21 protein-coding genes are annotated in these 21,525 nt (G+C 66.9%); 10 read left to right on the top strand and 11 right to left on the bottom strand.

The features are described from left to right. Nucleotides 1–3 precede the first annotated feature (3 nt). The gene (locus DC347_RS17635) at nt 4–387 is read right to left on the bottom strand and encodes a cold-shock protein (protein ID WP_018762148.1); all 384 of its coding nucleotides are present in this window, start codon (nt 385–387) and stop codon (nt 4–6) included. A gap of 223 nt (nt 388–610) precedes the next feature. Here DC347_RS17635 and DC347_RS17640 point away from each other — a divergent pair, with 223 nt between their 5' ends. The 3 genes from DC347_RS17640 to DC347_RS17650 are packed head-to-tail and all read left to right on the top strand — an operon-like array spanning nt 611 to nt 4,992. After that, the gene (locus DC347_RS17640; protein ID WP_026264694.1) at nt 611–844 is read left to right on the top strand and encodes a hypothetical protein; all 234 of its coding nucleotides are present in this window, start codon (nt 611–613) and stop codon (nt 842–844) included. Nucleotides 845–854: 10 nt separating this feature from the next. After that, on the top strand, nt 855–3,332 hold the full coding sequence (locus DC347_RS17645) for a helicase-associated domain-containing protein (RefSeq protein ID WP_018762146.1): 2,478 nt from the start codon (nt 855–857) through the stop codon (nt 3,330–3,332). Nucleotides 3,333–3,345: 13 nt separating this feature from the next. Then, a complete protein-coding gene (locus DC347_RS17650; RefSeq protein ID WP_018762145.1) occupies nt 3,346–4,992 on the top strand; it encodes a DNA repair helicase XPB in 1,647 nt (548 codons plus the stop codon). Nucleotides 4,993–5,013: 21 nt separating this feature from the next. On the opposite strand, the gene DC347_RS17655 is transcribed toward DC347_RS17650, so the two are convergent. Both DC347_RS17655 and DC347_RS17660 read right to left on the bottom strand, forming a co-directional pair. Further along, on the bottom strand, nt 5,014–5,883 hold the full coding sequence (locus tag DC347_RS17655; RefSeq protein WP_109863863.1) for an FHA domain-containing protein: 870 nt from the start codon (nt 5,881–5,883) through the stop codon (nt 5,014–5,016). Between the two features lie 5 nt (nt 5,884–5,888). Next, a complete protein-coding gene (locus DC347_RS17660; protein ID WP_026264693.1) occupies nt 5,889–6,146 on the bottom strand; it encodes a hypothetical protein in 258 nt (85 codons plus the stop codon). A 165-nt stretch (nt 6,147–6,311) separates the two neighbouring features. Here DC347_RS17660 and DC347_RS17665 point away from each other — a divergent pair, with 165 nt between their 5' ends. The 4 genes from DC347_RS17665 (at nt 6,312) to DC347_RS17680 (ending at nt 9,505) form a co-directional block, all read left to right on the top strand. Next, entirely contained in the window at nt 6,312–6,812 is a 501-nt protein-coding gene (locus DC347_RS17665; RefSeq protein WP_109863864.1) for a DUF427 domain-containing protein, read from the top strand. A 73-nt stretch (nt 6,813–6,885) separates the two neighbouring features. Then, complete coding sequence (locus tag DC347_RS17670) at nt 6,886–7,596, top strand: response regulator transcription factor (protein WP_018762141.1); 711 nt, start codon at nt 6,886–6,888, stop codon at nt 7,594–7,596. Between the two features lie 2 nt (nt 7,597–7,598). Next, nucleotides 7,599–9,113 (top strand): HAMP domain-containing sensor histidine kinase, encoded by a 1,515-nt coding sequence (locus tag DC347_RS17675; protein WP_165838060.1) that lies wholly within the window; start codon nt 7,599–7,601, stop codon nt 9,111–9,113. A 104-nt stretch (nt 9,114–9,217) separates the two neighbouring features. Continuing rightward, nucleotides 9,218–9,505 (top strand): WXG100 family type VII secretion target, encoded by a 288-nt coding sequence (locus DC347_RS17680; RefSeq protein ID WP_018762139.1) that lies wholly within the window; start codon nt 9,218–9,220, stop codon nt 9,503–9,505. Between the two features lie 4 nt (nt 9,506–9,509). Here the strand turns inward: DC347_RS17680 and DC347_RS17685 are convergent, their stop codons facing one another. Continuing rightward, nucleotides 9,510–10,625, bottom strand: coding sequence for a ribonuclease HI family protein (locus DC347_RS17685; protein WP_109863865.1), 1,116 nt, complete (start codon nt 10,623–10,625; stop codon nt 9,510–9,512). A gap of 273 nt (nt 10,626–10,898) precedes the next feature. Here DC347_RS17685 and DC347_RS17690 point away from each other — a divergent pair, with 273 nt between their 5' ends. Beyond that, nucleotides 10,899–12,209 (top strand): ABC transporter substrate-binding protein, encoded by a 1,311-nt coding sequence (locus DC347_RS17690; RefSeq protein ID WP_109863866.1) that lies wholly within the window; start codon nt 10,899–10,901, stop codon nt 12,207–12,209. A gap of 82 nt (nt 12,210–12,291) precedes the next feature. On the opposite strand, the gene groL is transcribed toward DC347_RS17690, so the two are convergent. From groL to DC347_RS17715, 5 genes are all read right to left on the bottom strand, one after another. Then, nucleotides 12,292–13,926: a chaperonin GroEL gene (gene groL, locus DC347_RS17695; protein ID WP_018762136.1), complete on the bottom strand. Its 1,635-nt coding sequence runs from the start codon at nt 13,924–13,926 to the stop codon at nt 12,292–12,294. Between the two features lie 289 nt (nt 13,927–14,215). Beyond that, a complete protein-coding gene (locus DC347_RS17700) occupies nt 14,216–15,478 on the bottom strand; it encodes an ABC transporter substrate-binding protein (protein ID WP_109863867.1) in 1,263 nt (420 codons plus the stop codon). After that, nucleotides 15,475–15,681, bottom strand: a complete 207-nt coding sequence (locus DC347_RS17705; RefSeq protein ID WP_123059240.1) for a cold-shock protein — start codon at nt 15,679–15,681, stop codon at nt 15,475–15,477. The genes DC347_RS17700 and DC347_RS17705 overlap by 4 nt, the downstream gene beginning before the upstream one ends. Nucleotides 15,682–15,843: 162 nt before the next feature. Next, complete coding sequence (locus tag DC347_RS17710; RefSeq protein WP_018762133.1) at nt 15,844–16,476, bottom strand: LytR C-terminal domain-containing protein; 633 nt, start codon at nt 16,474–16,476, stop codon at nt 15,844–15,846. Nucleotides 16,477–16,527: 51 nt separating this feature from the next. Further along, nucleotides 16,528–16,857, bottom strand: a complete 330-nt coding sequence (locus DC347_RS17715; RefSeq protein WP_109863869.1) for a DUF3263 domain-containing protein — start codon at nt 16,855–16,857, stop codon at nt 16,528–16,530. Nucleotides 16,858–16,986: 129 nt separating this feature from the next. Here DC347_RS17715 and DC347_RS17720 point away from each other — a divergent pair, with 129 nt between their 5' ends. Both DC347_RS17720 and DC347_RS17725 read left to right on the top strand, forming a co-directional pair. Continuing rightward, the gene (locus DC347_RS17720) at nt 16,987–17,763 is read left to right on the top strand and encodes a uracil-DNA glycosylase (RefSeq protein ID WP_109863870.1); all 777 of its coding nucleotides are present in this window, start codon (nt 16,987–16,989) and stop codon (nt 17,761–17,763) included. Nucleotides 17,764–17,772: 9 nt separating this feature from the next. Further along, entirely contained in the window at nt 17,773–18,612 is an 840-nt protein-coding gene (locus DC347_RS17725; protein ID WP_109863871.1) for a siderophore-interacting protein, read from the top strand. On the opposite strand, the gene DC347_RS17730 is transcribed toward DC347_RS17725, so the two are convergent. Beyond that, complete coding sequence (locus DC347_RS17730; protein WP_018762129.1) at nt 18,609–20,096, bottom strand: threonine/serine exporter ThrE family protein; 1,488 nt, start codon at nt 20,094–20,096, stop codon at nt 18,609–18,611. The two genes, DC347_RS17725 and DC347_RS17730, sit on opposite strands and share 4 nt — an antisense overlap. Nucleotides 20,097–20,130: 34 nt before the next feature. Beyond that, the gene (locus DC347_RS17735) at nt 20,131–21,447 is read right to left on the bottom strand and encodes a peptidoglycan bridge formation glycyltransferase FemA/FemB family protein (RefSeq protein ID WP_018762128.1); all 1,317 of its coding nucleotides are present in this window, start codon (nt 21,445–21,447) and stop codon (nt 20,131–20,133) included. Nucleotides 21,448–21,525 lie beyond the last annotated feature (78 nt).

The following is a 21,525-nucleotide window of genomic DNA, read 5'->3' on the forward strand; positions in this document are numbered from 1 at the left end:
CGCCTAGACGTCCAGCTCGTCGGCAACCTTGCGCAGGGCGGCCGCGATTGCCTTGCCCTTGTTGCCGTCCGGATACTTGCCCTTGGACAGCGTCCCGGACAGGTTGTCCAGGACGGTCACCAGGTCCTGGACCAGCGGCGCGAGGTCCTTGGCGCTGGGACGCTTTGCTTTGGCAATGGACGGGGTCTTGTCCAGCACCCGCAGGCCCAGTGCCTGGGCGCCCTTGCGGCCGTCAGCGACGCCAAACTCCACGCGGGTGCCGGCTTTGAGCTCCGTTACACCCTCGGGCAACGACGACTTGGGCAGGAAGACCTCCTGGCCGTCCTCGCCCGCGAGGAATCCAAAGCCCTTGTCCTTGTCATACCACTTGACCTTGCCGGTAGGCACGTAATCAACCTTCTTCGTTCTGCTGTCATGAGACACGGCCAGGTGCCACCGCGTCCGCATTGTTGTGCGGGTTCAAGGTATGGCCTCTGCAAACCGTGTTGGTCTGTATGCTTCAAGGTTATCCTGCCGCATGCCCTAATCATGCTTCCGGCCGTACTGTTCCGCCCCGGGCGCAAGCCCGGGGCTTTAGCGGCCCGCCGGACGCCGCTGTAGCGTTACCTCTATGACACCCTTGCGTTTCCGCCGGCCCCTGATGGTGCTCGCAGCTGTTATTGCCCTGCTTTCCCTGGTAGCGGTGGGAACGGTCATGGCGCTTGCCTTCGCGGGGTCCGTCGCTCCCACCTGGGTCACGTACTCAGCGCTGTACGGCCTCCCGGTGGCCTTCATCCTGATGCTCCTGCTGGTCCTCGATGGCGTGGCCGCCCGGCGGCGGGCGGGAAGGCGGGAGCCGCGGTAACGTTGGACTGATGTCCCTCATTCGTGCGCTCGGCAAGGACCTGGAGGCACGCAGCGACGATTCGTTGCGGGCACTGTTCGCCGCGCGGCCGGACCTGATCTCCCCTTCGGTGCCGGATTTCGCGGCACTCGCAGCGCGGGCGAGCTCCCGGGTCAGCGTCCAACGGGCCCTTGAACGGCTCAACCGGCCCCAGATGCAGGTGCTCGAAACCCTGCATCTGTGCACCAACACCGACACCGGCCACAGCGCGTCCGCGGAAAACCTGCAAAAACTGGTCCGGGGTTCGTCCCTGGCCACCATTCAACAGATCCTTGGCACCTTGCAGGAACTTGCCTTGGTGCACCCGGCCGCACCACCGCATGGCTCCCCGCCCGCAGCGTCCGGACATGTCTTCTACCTCCCGGCGGGCGCCCTCAAGGACGTGGTGGGAATCTACCCGGCCGGACTGGGCCGCAGCTACACGGAACTGGTGCGCCTGCAGCCGGCGTTCGCCCAACGGGCAGTACCGCTGGTTGCCGAACTGCACCGCAGCGGCTTCGCCGTCCACGAGGCCACGACCCCCATGGACGCGGCACTGGCCCTCCAGCACTGGACATCATCTCCGGAGGGGCTGCGGGACATCCTCGCCGGAGCCCCGGAACGGACGACGGCGCTGCTCGCCAGGTTCCGGAACTGGGCCATGGGTGCCGTCCCCCAGGCGCAACGGAAAGCCTCGGTCCTGACGGAACCGGCCGACGTCGGCCCGGTGGACTGGCTCCTTGCCCGCGGCCTGCTGGTCCCGCTCGACGCCGCGCACGTCGAATTGCCGCACAGCGTGGGGCTGGCGCTCCGCGGCGGTGCCATCATCGACGACTTCACCCTTGCGCCGCCTGTCCCCGAGCTCGGCCGGACCACCGCAGCGCTGCGAAGGAACGCGGCCCTGAGCGCGATTTCGGAGACCCTGAGGCTCGTCTCCGAACTGCTGCATGCCGTCCGGGACCAGCCGCTGGCCACCTTGCGCAGCGGCGGGGTGGGGGTACGCGAAATGCGCCGGCTCTCCGAACAGCTGCGGATCGACCAGGGCGCGGTGGGGCGGCTTCTTGAACTGTGTGGCCTGGCAGGCCTGATCCGCCTCGACGTCGACTCGTCGTGCTGGGTGCAGCCGCCCCAGCTTGAGTGGCTCCTCCTGCCGAGGCAGGAACAATGGCTGTGGCTGGTCAACGCCTGGCTGGCCAGCGAGCGCGTCCCCTCGATGGTGGGCCAACCGGTCAGTACCTCGCCCGGCACACCTGCTGCCCGGCCCGCGTCCGGCACCACCATCGCCGCGTTGTCCGCCGGAGCGCAGCGGCCCGATGCCCCGGTGGTCCGTAAACGCATCCTGGAAATCCTGCATGAACTCACGTGCGAGGCATCCGCCCCGGACGGCGCCGCCCCGGTACTCGATGCCGCCGCGGTCCTCCAGCGGGCGGAATGGTCACAGCCGCGGATGGCAAGGCGGTTCAGTTCCCTGATCCGCGGCGTCCTGGCAGAGGCCGAACTGCTGGGCCTCGTGGGATCCGGCGCGCTGAGCCAGCTCGGAAGCGCTTTCGCCGAAGACAATCCCGACGCCGCCCTTGCCATCCTTGGCGAGCACCTCCCGGCAGCGCTGAACCACGTGCTGCTGCAGGCGGACCTTACCGCCGTCGCGCCGGGCTACCTGGCCCCCGCACTCACGGAAAAACTGCTGGTCATGGCCGATGCCGAAGGGCAGGGCCCGGCTACCATCTACCGGTTCTCCGCCGAGTCCATCAAACGGGCGCTCGACGACGGCTACGACGCCCCCGCCCTGCTGAGCTTCCTGCGTGAGCACTCGGCCACGGCAGTGCCGCAACCGTTGGAGTACCTGGTGGAGGACACCGCCTCCCGGCACGGCAGGCTGCGTGTGGGCCAGGCAGCGAGCTTCATCCAGAGCGACGATGAGGCGATGCTCGCCGGACTGCTGGCCGGCCCGAAAGCGGCGCAGCTTGGACTGGTCCGGCTTGCCCCCACCGTCGTGTCGTCCTCCGCCCCGCAACGCGACGTTGCCGCCGCGCTCCGCAGCCTGGGCCTGTCCCCCTCGGTGGACGGCACCGAGCCAGCCGGCCACCTCCGCCGCGCTGCCTCCGCGCAGGAAAGCCTCCGCCCTGTCTATACCGCTCCGCGGCTGGCGCCTGCGGCGGAGGACGTAGATGCCCAGCTGCACCTGCTGCGGCAGTCGCGTGACGCCGTCGGACACTCCCCGGGACCTGCCGCGGGCAGCGAAGCCGCCACGCAGCTGGGGCTGGAGGCGCTGCAGCGGGCCATCCGGCTGAAGCAGCGGATCCACATGAACGTGGTGGACAGCCTGGGGAATGCCAGCATGGAAGTGGTTGTTCCGCTGTCTGTCAGCGGAGGACGGGTCCGTGTGTTCGATCCCGCCAAGGAAACTGAACGGGTCCTGTCCGTCCACCGCATCATCGATATCGAAGCCGCCGAGGAACTGCGGCAGTAAAGGACTTCCCCGCGTGACCGACGGACCCTTGATCGTCCAGAGCGACAAAACCATCCTCCTCGAAGTGGACCACGAGCTGGCCACCGAAGCGCGGCACGCCATCGCGCCCTTCGCCGAACTGGAACGGGCTCCGGAACACATGCACAGCTACCGGCTGACCCCGTTGGGACTGTGGAACGCACGCGCCGCCGGGCTGGATGCGGAAAAGGTACTGGATGCCCTGCTGAAATACTCGCGTTTTCCGGTTCCCCATTCACTGCTGGTCGACGTCGCGGAAACCATGTCCCGGTACGGCCGGCTGCGCCTGGAGAAAGACCCGCGCCACGGTCTGGTAATGCGGACCGACGACTACCCCGTGCTCGAGGAAGTCATCAGGGCCAAGAAGATCGCGCCGCTGCTGGGGCCTCGGATCGACGGCGAAACCGTGGTGGTGCACGCATCCCAGCGCGGCCAGCTCAAGCAGCTGCTGCTGAAGATCGGCTGGCCGGCCGAGGACCTGGCCGGCTACGTGGACGGAACCCCGCACCTGATTTCGCTCCACGAGGACGGCTGGAAGCTGCGCCCCTACCAACGACTGGCCAGCGAAAACTTTTGGGCGGGCGGCAGCGGGGTGGTGGTATTGCCCTGCGGTGCCGGGAAGACGCTCGTGGGGGCCGCGGCCATGGCCACAGGTTCCACCACCACGCTCATCCTGGTCACCAACACCGTTGCCGCGCGGCAATGGAAGGACGAGCTGATCAGGCGCACGTCGCTCACGGAAGAGGAAGTGGGCGAATACTCGGGCGCCATGAAAGAGGTCCGTCCGGTCACCATTGCCACCTACCAGGTGCTCACCACCAAGCGCGGAGGCATCTATCCGCACCTGGAACTGGTGGACGGCCACGACTGGGGGCTGATCATCTACGACGAGGTCCACCTCCTGCCGGCACCGATCTTCAGGATGACGGCCGACCTCCAGGCCCGCCGCCGCCTTGGGCTGACGGCCACCCTGGTCCGGGAGGACGGGCGCGAAGGCGAGGTCTTCAGCCTGATCGGACCCAAGCGCTACGACGCGCCCTGGAAGGACATCGAGGCGCAGGGCTACATCGCGCCGGCGGACTGCGTCGAGGTTCGCGTCGACCTGCCGCAGGACGAGCGTGTTGCCTACGCCATGGCCGATGACGCCGACAAGTACCGGCTGTGCGCCACCTCCGAATCCAAGACGCAGGTGGTGGAGCAATTGGTGGCACGCCACAGCGGCGAGCAGCTGCTCGTGATCGGGCAGTACATCGACCAGCTGGACGAACTCGGCGAGCGCCTGCAGGCACCGGTGATCAAGGGCGATACCTCGGTGAAGGTGCGCCAGAAGCTCTTTGACGCCTTCCGCGCCGGTGAGCTGCAGACCCTGGTGGTGTCCAAGGTGGCCAACTTCTCGATCGACCTGCCCGAAGCCTCGGTGGCCATCCAGGTATCGGGCTCATTTGGGTCCCGGCAAGAGGAGGCTCAGCGGCTCGGGCGCCTGCTGCGGCCCAAAAAGGACGGCCGGGCTGCCAGGTTCTACTCGCTGGTGGCCCGCGACACCCTGGACCAGGAGTTCGCCGCGAAGCGCCAGCGGTTCCTGGCCGAACAGGGGTATGCCTACCGGATCATGGACGCCAAGGACGTGGAGGCTGCCGGATAGGGTCCGGCAGCCTGCACACCGTCAGCTCACGCCGTAGGAGCTGTCGCGTTCCATGGTTCCAGTGCGCGGATCGAACTGCGGACGCTCGTAGGCCAGTTCGCCGCCGCTGCGGCCGCCGTAAGGGCGGCCGTGGTCTGCGAATTCTTCCCGGAAGAACGCAAGGCACCATTGGCCCATCTGCATCCGGGCGCCGGTCCTGAGCAGGGAAGGACCGGAGGTGGCAACGCTTCCGCTGACGGGGCCATGCGGCACCAGGACATACTCATCCTGCTCGTCGTGCCTGATCTCTGCGTGCAGCCCCTCCAGGCCCTCAAGCCTGATATCAGACTCCGGGCTGCTGCCGATCGTGGTGACCTCGCCCGCCAACGCCACTTCACGCGGGATCTGGCCGGTCCAGGTGGTTGCGTCCTGGACAAAGATGAGCCGTGGCCGGCCGCTCCCCCGCGTGTAGTGGGTGGTGGTGATGCGGCGGGGAATACGCCGCCGCACCGTGGGGAGCAGTGGCAACGGCGTCGCCGGCGGAAGAAGGGGAATGCCGTTTGGCCGGCGCCGTCCCTGCCGGAGGAGCGGCAGGAGGGTCCCGAGTTTCCCGAGCTTGATATGCGGGGACCTGGTGACGAGCCGCTGCGATGCAGGACTCTCCACGGCTCCCAGGCTGATGAGGTTGCCCTGCGGACCGGAGATGTGGACGCTGATGCCTTTCCTGGCCAGTACCTCGGCCAGGGGCTTCACTTCGTCCAGGGACGGGAGCCCGCCTCCCGACAACGGGGCCAGGTCCGCGAGGGATACCGTCAGCTCCGTGCCGGCGGCCTTGGCGCTTCCCCGGGTGACCGCCCCGGACTCGTCCGAGAAGGAGAAGTCAAGGTCCACATCCAACCGGTACTCAGCCATGTCTGTCAGCCGCGGTTCAGATCGGATCCGGCGGCATCCTTGTCGCTGGTGGTGACCCGCAGGCTGCCGTTGAGCTTCCAGGTGGCCCGCGGCGCGTCAGGACCAATGTCGCGGGGCACCTCGATGGTCATGTCCACGAACTGGTAGTTGATGGCAGCACCCTTGCCGGTGAGATACGACCACATTTCCTCCGCCAGGTCCGCCCAGTCGCGGATGCTGCGGTCCGTGGATGTGGTGTTTTCAGATGCGCTCAGATCAGTCATGATGGTCAATCCCTTCACATGGGTCAGGAGCGATGGAACCCTGGAATCAACACTGTATTCCCGAGCCCCTGACGGCGGAAGAGATCGGGCGCTGAACGTTCTCACCCTGATTTCGGTTCCCGCCGGAGTGTGCCGCACGCCACGGATCCGGGGGACACTGGATGTATGATCATGCGCATCATTCCCGCCGTCCCCGGGCCAGGCCAGGAATCGGTCTGGGACTACCCCCGCCCGCCCCGGATCGAACGCAGTACCGAACACATCAGGATCTTCCTGGGCGGTGAACTGATCGCCGACACCACCGAGTCGCTGCGCGTCCTCGAGACCAGCCATCCGCCGGTCTACTACCTGCCGCGGTCGGCGTTCGTGCCTGGGTCGCTGGAACCGGCGGCAGGCAGCAGTTTTTGTGAGTTCAAGGGGTCCGCCGAGTACCTGACCGTGCGCGGCGGCGGGGAGGAAGCCGAGGGGGCCGCCTGGTCCTATCCGGAACCGTCGTCCGGATTCGAGGCCCTGGCAGGCCGGGTGGCCGTCTACGCGGGCAGGATGGATTACTGCGAGGTGGACGGTGAACGCGTGCTTCCGCAGCCTGGCCGCTTTTACGGCGGCTGGATCACCCAGCGGATCGTCGGCCCTTTCAAAGGGGAGCCGGGAACGATGGGCTGGTGAACACAAGCGCACCACCATCATGCTCACAACGAATATCCAGACAACTCCCAGACACTGGGAGCATGATGGGAGCATGAACAAGAACGGTCCCGAAGCCAGGCTGCTCGTCGTCGATGACGAACCCAACATCCGTGAGCTTCTCTCCACATCCCTCCGGTTCGCAGGCTTTGAAGTTGTCTCCGCAGCCAACGGGCGCGACGCGCTCGCCGCCGCGGACACCCAGGCGCCTGACCTGGCCGTATTGGACGTCATGCTCCCGGATATGGACGGGTTCACCGTTACCCGCCGCCTGCGCGCCGCCGGAAAGCACTTCCCTGTCCTTTTCCTGACAGCGAAGGACGACACGGAAGACAAGGTGACCGGCCTGACCGTTGGCGGCGACGACTACGTCACCAAGCCGTTCAGCCTCGATGAGGTGGTGGCCAGGATCCGCGCGGTGCTGCGCCGGACCCAGCCCCTGCTGGATGACGATGCGATCATCCGGGTTGACGACCTTGAGCTCGACGACGACGCCCACGAGGTCCGCCGCGGCGGCACGGTCATTGAACTTTCCCCCACCGAGTTCAAGCTGCTGCGCTACCTCATGCTCAACCCCAACCGGGTCCTGTCCAAGTCCCAGATCCTGGACCACGTGTGGGAGTACAACTTCAACGGCGATGCCTCCATCGTGGAGTCCTACATTTCCTACCTCCGGCGGAAGGTGGACATCGATCCCGAAGCCCCGGCCCTGATCCAGACCAAGCGCGGCGTGGGCTATGTGCTGCGGACGGCTGAAAAGCGCTGACCTTGTTGAAGCGGTGGAAGTCGGCCTCGCTCAGGTCGCAGCTGGTGGCCATGATCATGGCCCTGCTCATCGTGGCCCTGACGGTCGCCGGCGCCGTCACCCTCACGTTGCTGCACAGCTACCTCCAGGGCCAGGTGGACGACAAACTTAACGCCGCCGTCGACTCCGCCCGGCAACAGCGCTCCTTCACGCAGTTGCAGGCGCCCAGCCCCATTCCCACCGACTATTCGCTGATGCTCTTCGCCCCCGGCGAGCAGCCGTACACGTTCGGCGGCGACCCCGACGACCATCCGGACATCTCGTCCATCACTGTCGAGCAGGCCCAGGCCCGGCAACTTGCCCCGTTCCAGGTCCGCGGGACGGACGGGCAAAGCTGGCGCGTGGTGGCGGTGACCGTCCAAAACGGCCAAACAACTGCCGTGGTGGTCATCGGGCTGCCCCTGGCGAGCGTGGACGACGTCCTCAAGCACGCCACCCTGGTGGTGACCGGGGTGGGCCTGCTAACGCTGCTGCTGGCCTCCCTCATCGCGAGCTGGACAGTATCGCGCGCGTTCCGGCCGCTGGCACGGGTGGAGAAGACCGCCGCAGCCATCGCCGCCGGTGACCTCTCCCGCCGCGTTGAGGTGGAGAATCCTGCCACTGAGCTGGGCCGGCTGAGCAGCTCACTGAACGCCATGCTGGCCCACATTGAGACCGCATTTGCGGCCCGGACCGCGTCCGAGGCCAGGATGCGCCGCTTCGCCGCGGACGCCTCCCATGAACTCCGCACACCGCTGGTGACCATCCGCGGTTTCTCCGAGCTTTACCGCCATGGCGCCCTGTCCACGGACGAGGACGTGGCCACCGCGATGGGCCGGATCGAAAGCGAAGCCAAGCGCATGGGTTCCATGGTCGAGGACCTGCTCCTGCTGGCCCGCCTGGACGAGCAGCGGCCGTTGCAGCAAAAGCCCGTGGACCTGCAGCTGATCGCCCACGACGCCGTGGTGGACACCCAGGCCAGCGACCGCTCCAGGACCATCTCGCTGGCGGGCCTCAACGGCGGCCCGGCCACGCCTGCCCCGGTGCTTGGGGACGAAGCCAAGCTGCGCCAGGTGGTGGGCAACCTCGTGGGCAACGCGCTGCGGTACACCCCGGACGGCAGCCCCATCGAACTCGCCGTGGGAGTCCGCAGCACTAATGGTGAGGCCCGTTCCATCATCGAGGTACGGGACCACGGGCCCGGCATTTCGGAAGAGGACGCGGCCAAGGTTTTTGAACGGTTCTACCGTGCCGACACGTCCCGCACCCGGGAGACGGGCGGCAGCGGCCTGGGCCTGGCCATCGTGGCCGCCATCGTGGGTTCGCACGGCGGTTCAGTGCGGGTGGAGAAGACCGACGGCGGCGGGGCCACGCTGGTGGTCAGCCTGCCGCACCGTGACGAAGCACCCGCAGATGACGCAGCGGGTGGGGAGGAAGCGGCGGAGGGCGGCGCCGCCCAGCGTGGCGCGGGCAGCGGCAGCTCGGTTATCCACATATAGAGCTCAGGCCATGACTCCGCCCCGCGCGGCTTCCTAGGCTCGTCTCATCAGCCCGGAACCGCCGGGCTGATGAGACGCCTCCCGCCGTACCGAAAGGCATAGCCATGAGCATCATTTCCGTCGACACCGAGCTACTGCAGCTGAAGTCCGCAAACGTACAGTCAACCGTGGACAGGATCAGCGCTGACGTCCAGGCCATGAAGCGTGGGCTGGACGAGCTGCAAGGCTCGTGGCGCGGTGCGGCGGCCAGCAACTTCCAGGCGCTGGTCACCGAGTGGACCATCACCCAGGGCCGGGTGGAAGCGTCGCTGGCCTCCATCAACGCGGCGCTGGCCTCCGCCGCGGCCACGTATGCCCAGGCCGAGCAGGGCAACGCGCAGCGGTTCAGCTGACAGGTCAGGCTTCCGGGGTTCCTTGATGGAACCGCAGCCGCCACCGTTCGCCGTCGAGGACCCACAACGAGCTTCGCAGTGTGGTGCCGGCGCGGGCAAAGCTCCGATACGTCAGCAGGACAGCACCGGGGCCAATGCGCTCAGCGCCCAGAACCTCGATGTCGGTCCTTTCTCCGGGGTCCTCTTCGAGGGCCATCATCATGGCGTCCCGGGTCCACACCCTTCCCGAGCTGCCGAATTCCATAAAGTCCGGGTGGAGGAGGACTGCGGTCCGGCCAATGTCGCCGCGCACCAGCGGGCCCAGCAGTTCACGTTCGAGTTGCTCCACCAGGGCCTCCGGCGCGACCGCACCGGCCTGCTGCGCTGCCTCCGCATCCTCCTGGGCTTCCGTGTCCAATTCGCTGAACAGGTCAAGCTCGTCATAAGCCGATACCGGCTGGGGCATGGCCCGCTGTTTGCCGTTTCCCGCTGCAGGACCTCTTTGGCCGGCCGCTGCCGGGCGGGTGTCCGCACGGGTGGGGCCTGCCTCCGGGCGGCCGGCGGCGGCCGGGCGGGGGGGTGCAGGGGCGGGGATGTCGAGGGTGGCCGGCTGGAGGCCACTGCCGGCCTGAGGCTGCGCCTCAAAGCTGTGCCCGGAGGCGCCCGGATGGTGCGCCCCCGGAAATCCCGGACCAGACCGGGCGGCCACGCCCTGCTGGTAGGCGGTTGCCGCGGCCCGGGCGCGTTCATCGGCGGCCTCGTTCAGGCTGTGGCCGGCATGGCCCTTGACCCATTCGAAGGTGTACGTCCGGCCTGCCAGTTCGCGGTCCAGTTCCTTCAGCAGTTCAACGTTCAGGACCGGCTTCCCGTCAGCTTTGCGCCATCCCTTGCGCTTCCACCCGGGCATCCATTTGGTAATGGAGTTGATGACGTACTGGCTGTCACAGAGGATGCGAAGGTCCTCCCCCGGAAGATGCGCGGTGGCCCGCAGCAGATCCAGGACAGCCATCAGCTCCCCTTGGTTATTGGTGCCGTGGGGCCAGCCACCGGCCCGCCAACAGTTGTCATCCACGTACCAGGCCCAGCCGGCCGGCCCCGGGTTTCCCAAGGCCGAACCGTCAGCCGCTGCAGTAATCGTCACCGGTCCATCCTGCCAGAAGCCAACGACAACGGGCCGCCGCCTCAGCGGCTCAAAGCCCACCCGGCGGTACGCCGCACGAAGTACTGGTCCCGCAAGCGCCGGGTCAGCCGGCCCGAAAGCCATCCCAGAAAACGTTTACCGAAACGCTTGACGCAACCCTTCCGCTCACGAAACAATCGCAGAATCACAGCGAGAAAGCGCTTTCCCGCAGAGTCGGGCACCCGCAACGACGTGGGATCGACCCAGCGGCGACAAAATACGGAAGGAACATCAATGACGAGTCCAGTCTTCAGCCGGCGCAGTTTCCAGCTCGGCGCCGCCGCCTTGGCCTTTTCCCTGCTGGCGACAGGCTGCGGAGCTCCCGGCAGTTCCGGGGACAACGGGCAGGTGACCCTGCGGTTCGCATGGTGGGGCAACGAGTACCTGAACGCACAGACCCAGAAGGTCATCGCCGCGTTCGAGGCGTCGCACCCGAATATCAAGATCAAGGCGGAGCCGGGCGAATGGGCCAGCTACTGGGACAAGCTGGCCACGAAGACAGCTGCCAATGATGCACCGGACGTCATCCAGATGGACCAGAAGTACATTGCCGAATACGGCGGGCGCGGGGCGCTTATGGACCTGTCGAAGCAAAGCGGCATCGACACCTCGAAGCTGGACAAGGAGGCCTTGGCCTCCGGCCAGTACGGTGGCGCCCAGTATGGTCTCAGCACCGGCCAGAATGCCTACGTCATCATGGCCAACACCAAGGTGTTCGACGCCGCAGGCATTCCGCTGCCGGACGACAGGACGTGGACGTGGAAAGACTTCACGGACACCGCAGCCAAGATCAGCGCCGCTGGTGGCGGGAAGAGCTACGGCGCCGCCTACGGCAGCAACGAAGCAGACCTGATCATCTGGCTGCGCCAGCACGGACAGGACCTGTACACGGGTGACGGGGGCCTCGGTTTCGAGACGGCGACCGCCGCGTCTTTCTGGGAACGGCTCAAGGACCAGCGCAACTCAAAGGCCAGTCCTCCTGCCACCGTCGCCACCGAGGACGCCGGCGCGGGGCTGGAGGAGAGCCTGTTCGGCACCAACCGGGTGGCCATGGCCTGGTGGTGGACCAACCAGCTGGGGTCCCTGGAGTCCACCACGGGCAGCAGCATCAAGATGCTGCGGGCACCGAGCATCAGTGGCGCATCGGCAAGCAACGGGATGTACTACAAGCCCACCATGTTCTGGTCGGCTTCGTCCCGGTCCAAGCACCCGCAGCAGGCGGCTGAATTCATCGACTACCTCACGAACAGTCCGGAGGCAGGCGGCATCCTGATGACGGACCGCGGCGTGCCCACCAACAGCGCGATCGTCGCGGGCATTACTCCCTCGCTCAAGCCGGCTGACACCACGGTGGTGGGCTTCCTCAAGGACATAGCGCCGGACGTCAAGGGCGCCCCGCCGGTCCCGCCGGTGGGTGCGGGCAGCGTCCAGAACGTCATCAAGCGCTACACGGATGAAGTACTGTACGACCGCCTGACCCCGCAGGCAGCCGCGGATGCCTTCAAGAAGGAGGTTGAAGGGATGCTGGCTTCCGCCAGGAAGTAGCCCTCGGAACCATAAAAATGCGGCCCCCTCCAAACGGAGGGGGCCGCATTTCATGTCAGCGGGACAGGTCCCGGCAGTGGGCTTAGAAGCCGCCCATGCCGCCCATGCCGCCCATGTCGTCTCCACCGGCGGGGGCAGAAGCCTTCTCGGGCTTGTCTGCCACCACGGCTTCGGTGGTGAGGAACAGGCCGGCGATGGACGCCGCGTTCTGCAGGGCAGAGCGGGTGACCTTGACCGGATCGTTCACGCCGGCTGCCAGCAGGTCGACGTACTCGCCGGTGGCTGCGTTCAGGCCGTGGCCTGCGGGCAGGCCGCGGACCTTGTCGACAACCACGCCGGGCTCGAGGCCGGCGTTGAAGGCAATCTGCTTCAGCGGGGCGTCAATGGCAACGCGGACGATGTTGGCGCCCGTTGCTTCGTCGCCGGAGAGCTGCAGGTTGGCAAATGCCTTGGCACCGGCCTGGATGAGGGCAACACCGCCACCGGCGACGATGCCTTCTTCAACCGCAGCCTTGGCGTTGCGGACGGCGTCCTCGATGCGGTGCTTGCGTTCCTTGAGCTCAACCTCGGTGGCGGCACCGGCCTTGATGACTGCAACGCCGCCGGCCAGCTTGGCCAGGCGTTCCTGCAGCTTCTCGCGGTCGTAGTCGGAGTCCGAGTTCTCGATCTCGGCGCGGATCTGGGATACGCGGCCGGCGATCTGGTCGGCGTCGCCTGCACCCTCGACGATGGTGGTCTCGTCCTTGGTGACAACAACCTTGCGGGCCTGGCCCAGCAGTTCGAGGCCTGCGGTCTCGAGCTTAAGGCCCACTTCCTCGGAGATGACCTGGCCGCCGGTGAGGACGGCGATGTCTGCCAGCTGTGCCTTGCGGCGGTCGCCGAAGCCCGGGGCCTTGACGGCAACGGACTTGAAGGTGCCACGGATCTTGTTGACGATCAGGGTGGCCAGGGCCTCGCCCTCGATGTCTTCGGCGATGATCAGCAGCGGCTTGTTGGACTGCATGACCTTTTCGAGGACAGCAACCAGTTCCTTGACGTTGGAGATCTTGGAGTTGACGATCAGGATGTACGGATCCTCGAGGACCGTTTCCTGGCGCTCGGCGTCTGTGACGAAGTAGGCGGAGATGTAGCCCTTGTCGAAGCGCATGCCTTCGGTGAGTTCAAGCTCCAGGCCGAAGGTGTTGGACTCCTCGACCGTGATGACGCCTTCCTTGCCGACCTTGTCCAGGGCTTCGGCGATGAGGGCACCAATTTCGTCGTCACCGGCGGAGATGGAGGCGGTGGCCGCGATCTCTTCCTTGGTTTCGATTTCCTTGGCGGAGGCCAGGAGTTCGCGGGTGACGGCTTCAACGGCCTTCTCGATGCCGCGCTTGAGGGACAGCGGGTCGGCACCGGCGGCAACGTTGCGCAGGCCTTCCTTGACCAGCGCCTGGGCCAGCACCGTCGCAGTCGTGGTACCGTCGCCGGCGACGTCGTCCGTCTTCTTGGCAACTTCCTTGACCAGCTCTGCGCCGATCTTCTCGTACGGGTCGTCCAGCTCGATCTCCTTGGCGATGGAAACACCATCGTTGGTGATCGTGGGGGCGCCCCACTTCTTTTCGAGGACGACGTTGCGTCCACGCGGGCCGAGGGTGACCTTAACGGCGTCGGCGAGGGTGTTCAGGCCACGCTCAAGGCCGCGGCGTGCCTCTTCATCAAATGCAATGATCTTGGCCATAACGGCAGTAGTCCTTTCGGGACAGTCGTTAAGAATGAACCTTCGCTGCAGTGCCCGCGACGGACGATCCTTCGACAGCGGCCTCTGTATGCCTCCGCCTGGGGATCTCACTGAAGTGAGGTGTTTCTTTCGCTCTTCGACCGGTGCCTTGCGCGGCCGGCCGGAACCGGGCGTTGCTTAGCAGTCGGTACGTCAGAGTGCTAACTCCATAATTAGCACTCCCCCGGTGAGAGTGCAAGCGAAAAGACACCGGAGGGGCTGCTGGCGGCGGTCGCTTCGCCGAGGGCGATCAGCCCTGATGTCCGGCTGTCTCCCGGCCGCTCGGAGTGGGCAGGTTGTCCGCCCCGTATGTAAAGACGGAGAAGGACGCCACGGTGATATCCCCGTTCGCGTCGAAGGCAATGGGGCCCGACTCGCCGTCGTAATTGATGTCGGGGCCGGCAGCCAAACCGCCCAGGCACGCCTTATAGGTCACGCACGGCGCAGCGGCCGTTCCGGCGCCTGGTGCCGCTGTTCCGCCCGATACCGGGATCAGGTTGGCGGCGATCGAGCGGCCGGCGTCGTCCTGCGCGCGGGCCGCTGCCAGCGCGGCCAGGGTCACGGCGTCGTAGGTCTCGGCAGCGTAGGAGACGTCCTTCAGCGACGGGTCCACCGCCAGGAGTTTTTGCTGGAAGGCGGCGGTAGGCAACTGTCCCGGTACCACCGCGCGGGCGCCATCCAAGACCTTGGAACCGAGGCCGGAGCCGTAGCGGGCGAAAGCGCCGTCGCTCATGATGATGCGTGAACCGCCAACGCCGGTACCGTTCAGCGCGGCCAGTGCGCCTTGGGCGCCCTCACGGGCTATCAGGACGACGGCGTCCGGCTTGGCTTTGGCGATGGAGCTTGCCGCCGCGGCGTCCCCGGTCGTGAAGCCGGCACCGGGAAGGACGGTAAGCCCGGACTGCTTTGCCGCTTCCGTGACGGCGGCCTGCAGGTCCTTGCCGTAGGTGCCTTCCTGGTACAGCACGCTGACGGTGGCAGCCCCGGCGTCCTTGGCGAGTTTGGCCAACACAGGCCCTTGCGCGACGTCGGCCGCCGCGGTGCGGAAGTAGTAGCCGCCGCTGGCCATTCCGGTCAGGCCGGCAGCGGTGTTGGCCGGGGAGATGAGCGGTATGCGCGCGCGGGACAGGACGCTTACGGCTGCCTCCGCATGGCTGGAGTCGGTGGGTCCGATGACCACGTCCGCCTTGGCGGCGAGCAGGGCTTTTGCCTGCCCGGCGGTGTCCTGTTCCGGGTGTGCGGGCAGCAGTTCGACGGGGCGGCCCTTGTGTCCCCCGGCTGCGTTGATGTCCTGGACGGCCAGCTTGGCGGCGGCGAGCTGTGGCTGGTTCAGGAAAGCGTTGCCGCCGGTGTTGTCCAGGACCAGGCCCACCCGGAGGACGCCGTCGCCGGATGCCTCGGCGGATTCCACCCGGGCGTTTCCGCCTGTCCCGGAGCAGGCTGTGGCGCCGAGAACGGCTGCCAGGGAAACGGCCAGGGCAGCGCGGACGGCGGGACGGTGCTTCGGCTTCACTCGGCGGGCCGGACGTTTTCCGCCTGCGGGCCCTTGTCGCCCTCGCCGACCTCCAGCTGCACCCGTTGTCCTTCCTCAAGGGCCCGGTAGCCTTCGCCCCGGATCGCAGACCAATGGACAAAGATGTCATCACTGGAGCCGTCAACGGTGATGAAGCCGTAGCCTTTTTCAGCGTTGAACCATTTGACGGTTCCCAGTGCCATGGTGACCAACTCTTTTCCGTTGCGGCCGGGTGGGCCGGTGCTGTTGCGTGCAGCCCCGCGGGCCGTGGCCTGGAATCACTCTAGCCAAAGGCCGCCACGGGCCGCAGGCTGCGGCAGGCCCCGGGCCGGGAACGTTATGCAGGCGTAACTGAGGCCGGCCGGTTACCGGTACCCGGGGCCCAGGACCACCACGAGCGGCACCTGGAACTCGGTGCTGCTGACGACCGTGGGGATGTTCAACAGTGCGGCGAGCTCCTGGGCACTGGCCAGTTGCTGGGGACCGGCGTAGTAGATCACGGAGGATTTCTGCGGTGCGCCGGACCAGTTGCCTACCTGTCCGAGCTTCCAGCCGTCAGCCTGGACTGTTCCGCCAATGCGGCTGGCCAGCCCGGCGGTACCGGCCGCGTTGTAGACGGCCACTGCCTGCGTCCGGTCGACGACGGCCTGCTGGGTGGCCGACTGCGTCGGCTCCGGGCTGCCGCTTGGGGACGGCCCGGCGGTGGCCGAAGGTTCTGAAGCGGCCGGGGGCGTGGTTGCCTGCGTGGTGGACGGGGTGGATCCGGTACCCGCCAACGCGGTGGATTCCACGCTGGCAGAGGCCTCGGTTGCCGTGGCGTTGAACCCCAGCTTGGGGAGGATCAGGAAAGACACCAGCCCGATCGCCAGCGCCGCGACGCCCACTGCGAGGATGGGCCACAGCCGCACCCGGGACGGGGCCGAGGCCGTCCGGTGGACACCTTGTCGCGACGCGGCCTCGGGGACCTTGTCGAATTCATCGCGGGCGTATTTGGTCATGGTGGAAGGACATCCTTGTTGATTGCTGCCAGGGTCCCGGCCTGGGGCGTGCTAAGCGTCGGATCCCAGGCGGCGGGCGGTGCGTGCACGGTGGCGCGACGTACGTAGTCTACGCAATCTCTTGACCAGCATGGGATCGTGGGCCAGGGCATCCTCGCGGTCGATCAGGGCATTGAGGAGCTGGTAGTAATGGGTTGCGGAGAGGTCGAACAGCTCCCGGATGGCCTGTTCCTTGGCCCCCGCGTACTTCCACCACTGCCGCTCCAGCGCCAGCATCTGCTGTTCGCGCTCGGTGAGGGAGGAGTCACGGAGCAGAAAATCCGCCAGCAGGGGATTCCGTGGATCCTGCTCCGGCAGGTGTTCCCGGGCCGGTTCCGCCACGGCACACTCCTTCGCTGGTTACGGTAAATGTCTTACCCCCATGCTAGCGGGCGAATCACAGGAGTGTCATTCGGCCCGGCCGTCGACGCACTTTCCCGACCGGCGGGCTCCTGCTGCAAGAATGGACCGATGTTTGAATCGGATGCGTTGTTCGACCTGCAGCACGACCCGGCGGACGCCACCCGCTTCAGCGACCTGGCCAAGCTGCCCCTGGCGGAGCTCATGGCGCCTGACTGGGCGGCGGCGCTGCAAGGCGTCGAAGCGAAGCTGCGGTCGGTGCTGGACTTCCTTGCCGGCGAAGAGGCGGCCGGGCACCAGATCCTCCCGCCGCCGTCGAACGTCCTGCGTGCGTTCCGCCAGCCGCTCGCCGGCGTGAAAGTCCTCATTGTGGGGCAGGACCCCTACCCCACGCCGGGGCACGCCGTCGGCCTTTCCTTCTCCGTGGACGCGCGCACGCGCCCGCTCCCCCGCAGCCTGGCGAACATCTACCGTGAACTCGAATCCGACCTGGGCATCTCCCCTCGCGTCCACGGCGACCTGTCCGCCTGGACGGATCAGGGAGTCCTGCTCCTGAACCGGGTGCTCACCGTCCGGGCGGGGTCCGCGGGCTCCCACCGGGGCAAGGGCTGGGAGGACATTACGACGGCGGCAGTCACGGCAGTGGCCGGACGTCGGGCCGCGGACGGGTCCAGGACGCCCCTGGTAGCCGTCTTGTGGGGCAAGGAGGCGGAGGGGGTAAGGCCCCTCCTGGCCGGTGCGCCCGTCGTCGCCAGCGCGCACCCCAGTCCGTTATCCGCCTCGCGCGGCTTCTTTGGTTCCCGGCCATTCAGCCGCGTGAACGAGCTGCTGCGGGAACAGGGTGCGCCGGACGTAACCTGGGAGCTCCCGCCGGTGCCCCTGGCTTAGGCTTGCCTGATGAGCACTGTCCCCGCCGCCACCAGCGCTACGAAAAACAACCGCCCCCAAGTCAACCTGACGGTACTGCGTAAAGAGCAGTTGTCCCCGCACATGGTCCGGGTCATCGCAGGTGGGGACGGATTCAGGGACTTCGTCAACAACGCATTCGTGGACCGTTATGTAAAGATCGTGTTCCCACAGCCCGGCGTGGACTATCCCTCCCCCCTGGATCTGTGGACGGTCCGGGAAACCATGCCGCGCGAGCAGTGGCCGTATACCCGCACCTACACGCTCCGCTGGGTGGATCCCGGGGCCAAGGAGCTCGCCATCGACTTCGTGGTCCATGGCGACGAAGGCCTGGCCGGTCCGTGGGCGGCCAACGCCCTGCCCGGCGAGACGCTCACCTTCACCGGCCCGGGCGGTGCGTACAACCCCAATCCCGAGGCTGACTGGTATTTGTTCGCCGGTGATGAGGCCGCCCTGCCGGCCATTGCCGCGTCCATCGAGGCACTTCCTCCCACCGCAGTGGGGCTGGCCTTCCTGGAAGTCGGGGCCGAGGCCGACATCCAGCCCCTGAACGCTCCGGCCGGACTCGAGGTCCGGTGGCTGGTCCGCGGCGAAGTCCCGGCGGGCTCGAGCACGTTGCTGGTGGATGCCGTGGCGGGCGCGGAGTGGCCTGCCGGCACCGTGGATGTCTTTGCCCACGGCGAGCGGGGCTACATGAAGTCCCTGCGCGAGGTCTTCTTCAAGCAGCGCGGCCTGGAGCGGCGCCAGGTGTCATTGTCCGGGTACTGGGCGCAGGGCCGCGTGGAAGACGTGTTCCAGGCAGAGAAGAAGTTGCCGGTAGGGCAAATCTAGCGCCGCCGGGCGCGGCGGCGCTCGTTGCTCGCCAGGCTGCGGGTCAGGGGCCTGGCCAGCACGTCGCCCAGGACGATCCCGCCGGCTGTTCCCAGCACGATGGCGCCGGCGCTGAGCATGCCGCCCGCGCCGTTCAGGATTTCCGATTCCTCGACCGTGAGCACATACATGGACCGGAAGATGGTGAGCCCTGGCAGCAGGATCAGCGCCGCGGGCACAGCCACCACCAGCTGCGGCGCGCCCATCCGCAGTGCCACCACACGTGCCAGGAGGCCGATGACAACGGCCGCCAGCGCCGGGGCGAAGCGGTCCCCGATCCCCAGCAGGCCGCCGCCGAGCAGCACCAGGTAGCCTGCCACGCCCACTCCCGCCGTTGGCAGCAGGAGCTGCCAGGTGGTCTGCTCGGTGATGCCGATGGCCATCACCGCAGCGGCCACGAACAGGATAAGGACCCACAGATCGTAGGCGGGCGGGAAGGTCTGCGTGACGTCGATCCGCTGCAACCCTGTCAGCTCCCCCACCACGAAGGCCACGGCAATGCCGGCCACGATCGCACCGAAGGTCAGCAGGGTTGACAGGAACCGGCCCGCGGCGGTGACCGGGAAGCCGTTGATGGCGTCCTGTACGGACGAGACCAGCCGTCCGGTGGGCAGCAGCAGCAGGATGCCGCCCACCACCACGATCGACGGTGACGCGGTGAGACCGAACTGCCAGAGCAGCAAGGCAAGGATGGTGACGACGAACGAGCAGCTGGCCGTGGTGAAGAAGTCCGGGACCCGCCAGCGGCCCAGTTGCCGGGCCAGCAGGCTGATCCCGATGTTGGCTACGAACGCGATGGCCGAGGACACCACGCCGCCGCCCAGCACACCGACGAACACGGCGGCGAAGACACCGAATGCGGCGGTGACCATCCAGCGCGGATACGGTTTGGGGCTGGTGATGGCCTCGTTGAGCCTGCGGATGGCTTCCTCGCGGCCCACGCCGCCAGCCACGATGTCCGTGACCAGCTGGTGGACCTTGGCAAGGCCGGCGTAGTTGTTGGTCCAGGACCGCACCACGCGCAGCAGGGCGATGGGCGTCTGGTCCTTGGGGGCGTAATTGATGCCCACGGACTGGTTGGTGATGTCCACCTCGATGTTCTTCAGGCCCAGGGCGGCCGTGACGGCGATGATGCTGGTCTCCACCTCCAGGGCGCCCGCCCCATAGCGGAACATGGTCTCTGCCAGGTGGAGCGCGAAGTCCAGGGTCTTGCGGGCCGATGTGTCCACACCGCCCACCTGGATGGTGGGGTTGGCGTAGGGGCTGCCCGCCAGGCGGTCCACGATGCTCAAGGGGGCGGTGGGCGGGTTCTCGCCCTGCACCAGGCGCCGCAGCATCCTCCGGGCGGCTGCGTCCTGCCGCATCTGGGCAGGGGTCAGCGGCTCAGTCTTGGGCAGGCCGTCAGTCTTCGGCCTGGACCCTGGCCGTTCGTGCCGGTCGGTCATGCCCGGTTCCTCCCTCTGCGCGGTGTGTGGACGGTCAGGCTGCGCGCTTCAGCGGCAGCTTGCCAAGCAGGGTACGGGCAGCGGCGGCGGCTGATCTGGCCAGCCGGTTGGCATGGAAGGCCGCGGGCCGTACGGGCATGGTGAAGTCGCCCACCAGCTGGACCACTTCGCCGCCGAATCCCTTCTTGAATTCGTAGCCGCCGTGCCCCTCCTCGTCCTGTCCGGAGATGCCGAACGTGCCGTAGAAGTTGTACCGCGGGTATTCCTTCTCCAGGGCGTGCAGCATCATGCCCCAGTACAGTGAGGTGGCGCCGTTGAAGTAGATGTAGTCCTGGACGGTGCCGCCGATCACGCACACCACCTCATCGCCGTAGCAGACGAAGTGGATGGCTGCCACGGTGGCGGTCCCCACCGAATCCGGGAACCTCTCGATGTCCTTGAGGCTCCGCTCGTAGCTGTCCACGAGGTCCTGGACCACTTTGAGCCGGTTGGCTTTCTTCTTGCTGCCCGTTTCTTCCACTTCACGCCGGAGCTCCGCGGCGGTGGCAGACTCAGCTGCCAAGCGCTCGGTGATGGATTTCCGGTACGCGGGGATGTCGATCTTGGCCATCATGAGCTTGGTGAATTCCGCCGAGGTGGTCCTGAGCAGGTGCTCGTAGTAGGCGCGCTCGCGGTAGGTGAATCCCTTTTCGTCCCCGGCCCGGCTCAACGCCCCGTAGAAGTCGTCCAGGGTTTCCAGCGTGGCCTGTTCCAGGAAGACGCCGTTCTTTTCGGCCTTGCGGATGGCCTTCCGGGTCCGGTAACTGGTGCCCATGATGAGTTCTTCGGCGTCCTGGATTCCCACGAGGCTCTTGATGAACATCCAGTTCACGTTGACGAAGTTCATGTCCAGGCCCTGGTGCCGGAACCCGAGCCGCTCCAGGTCCGCCACGAGCGGACGGTTGTCCTCGACGTCCGGGTGCTCGGCGCCGTCGGCGTCCCGTGCGATGTACCTGATGTTCGGGGAGATCCGCAGTTCAGCGGCTTTGCGGCCGGCGGCGTGCTTGCGGAGGAGTTCGACGACGCCACTCACCAGGTTGCGGTCCTCGTAGTCCATGAGGGGGCCCTTGGCGCATTCGCAGATGGTGTAGCCAAGCCTGGTGGTCGAGTAGTTGAGCTTGCCGGCGGCGACGAGTTCGCCGCCGCGCCGGACGCCGAAGAGTTCCACCTGCTGGCCCCGGGCGCGCTGGAAACGGGCAAAGTCGATGGACTGCAGGAAGCTGTTTTGCGGGTGCTTTACGGCGAAGGCCTCAAACTCGGCGTCGCTGAGCGTGGCATATTCAAGTCCGGTAGCGGCGGAAACAGGATTCAAGGGGTGACCTTCTTCGGGACTCTTCGCGGCCTGGTGGGCACGCGCTGGGCGGACAGTGTTCGGGGCGGGCTGCACGGG

Origin of the sequence: Pseudarthrobacter sp. AG30 (genome assembly GCF_003116525.1) — a bacterium.
Classification (GTDB): domain Bacteria; phylum Actinomycetota; class Actinomycetes; order Actinomycetales; family Micrococcaceae; genus Arthrobacter.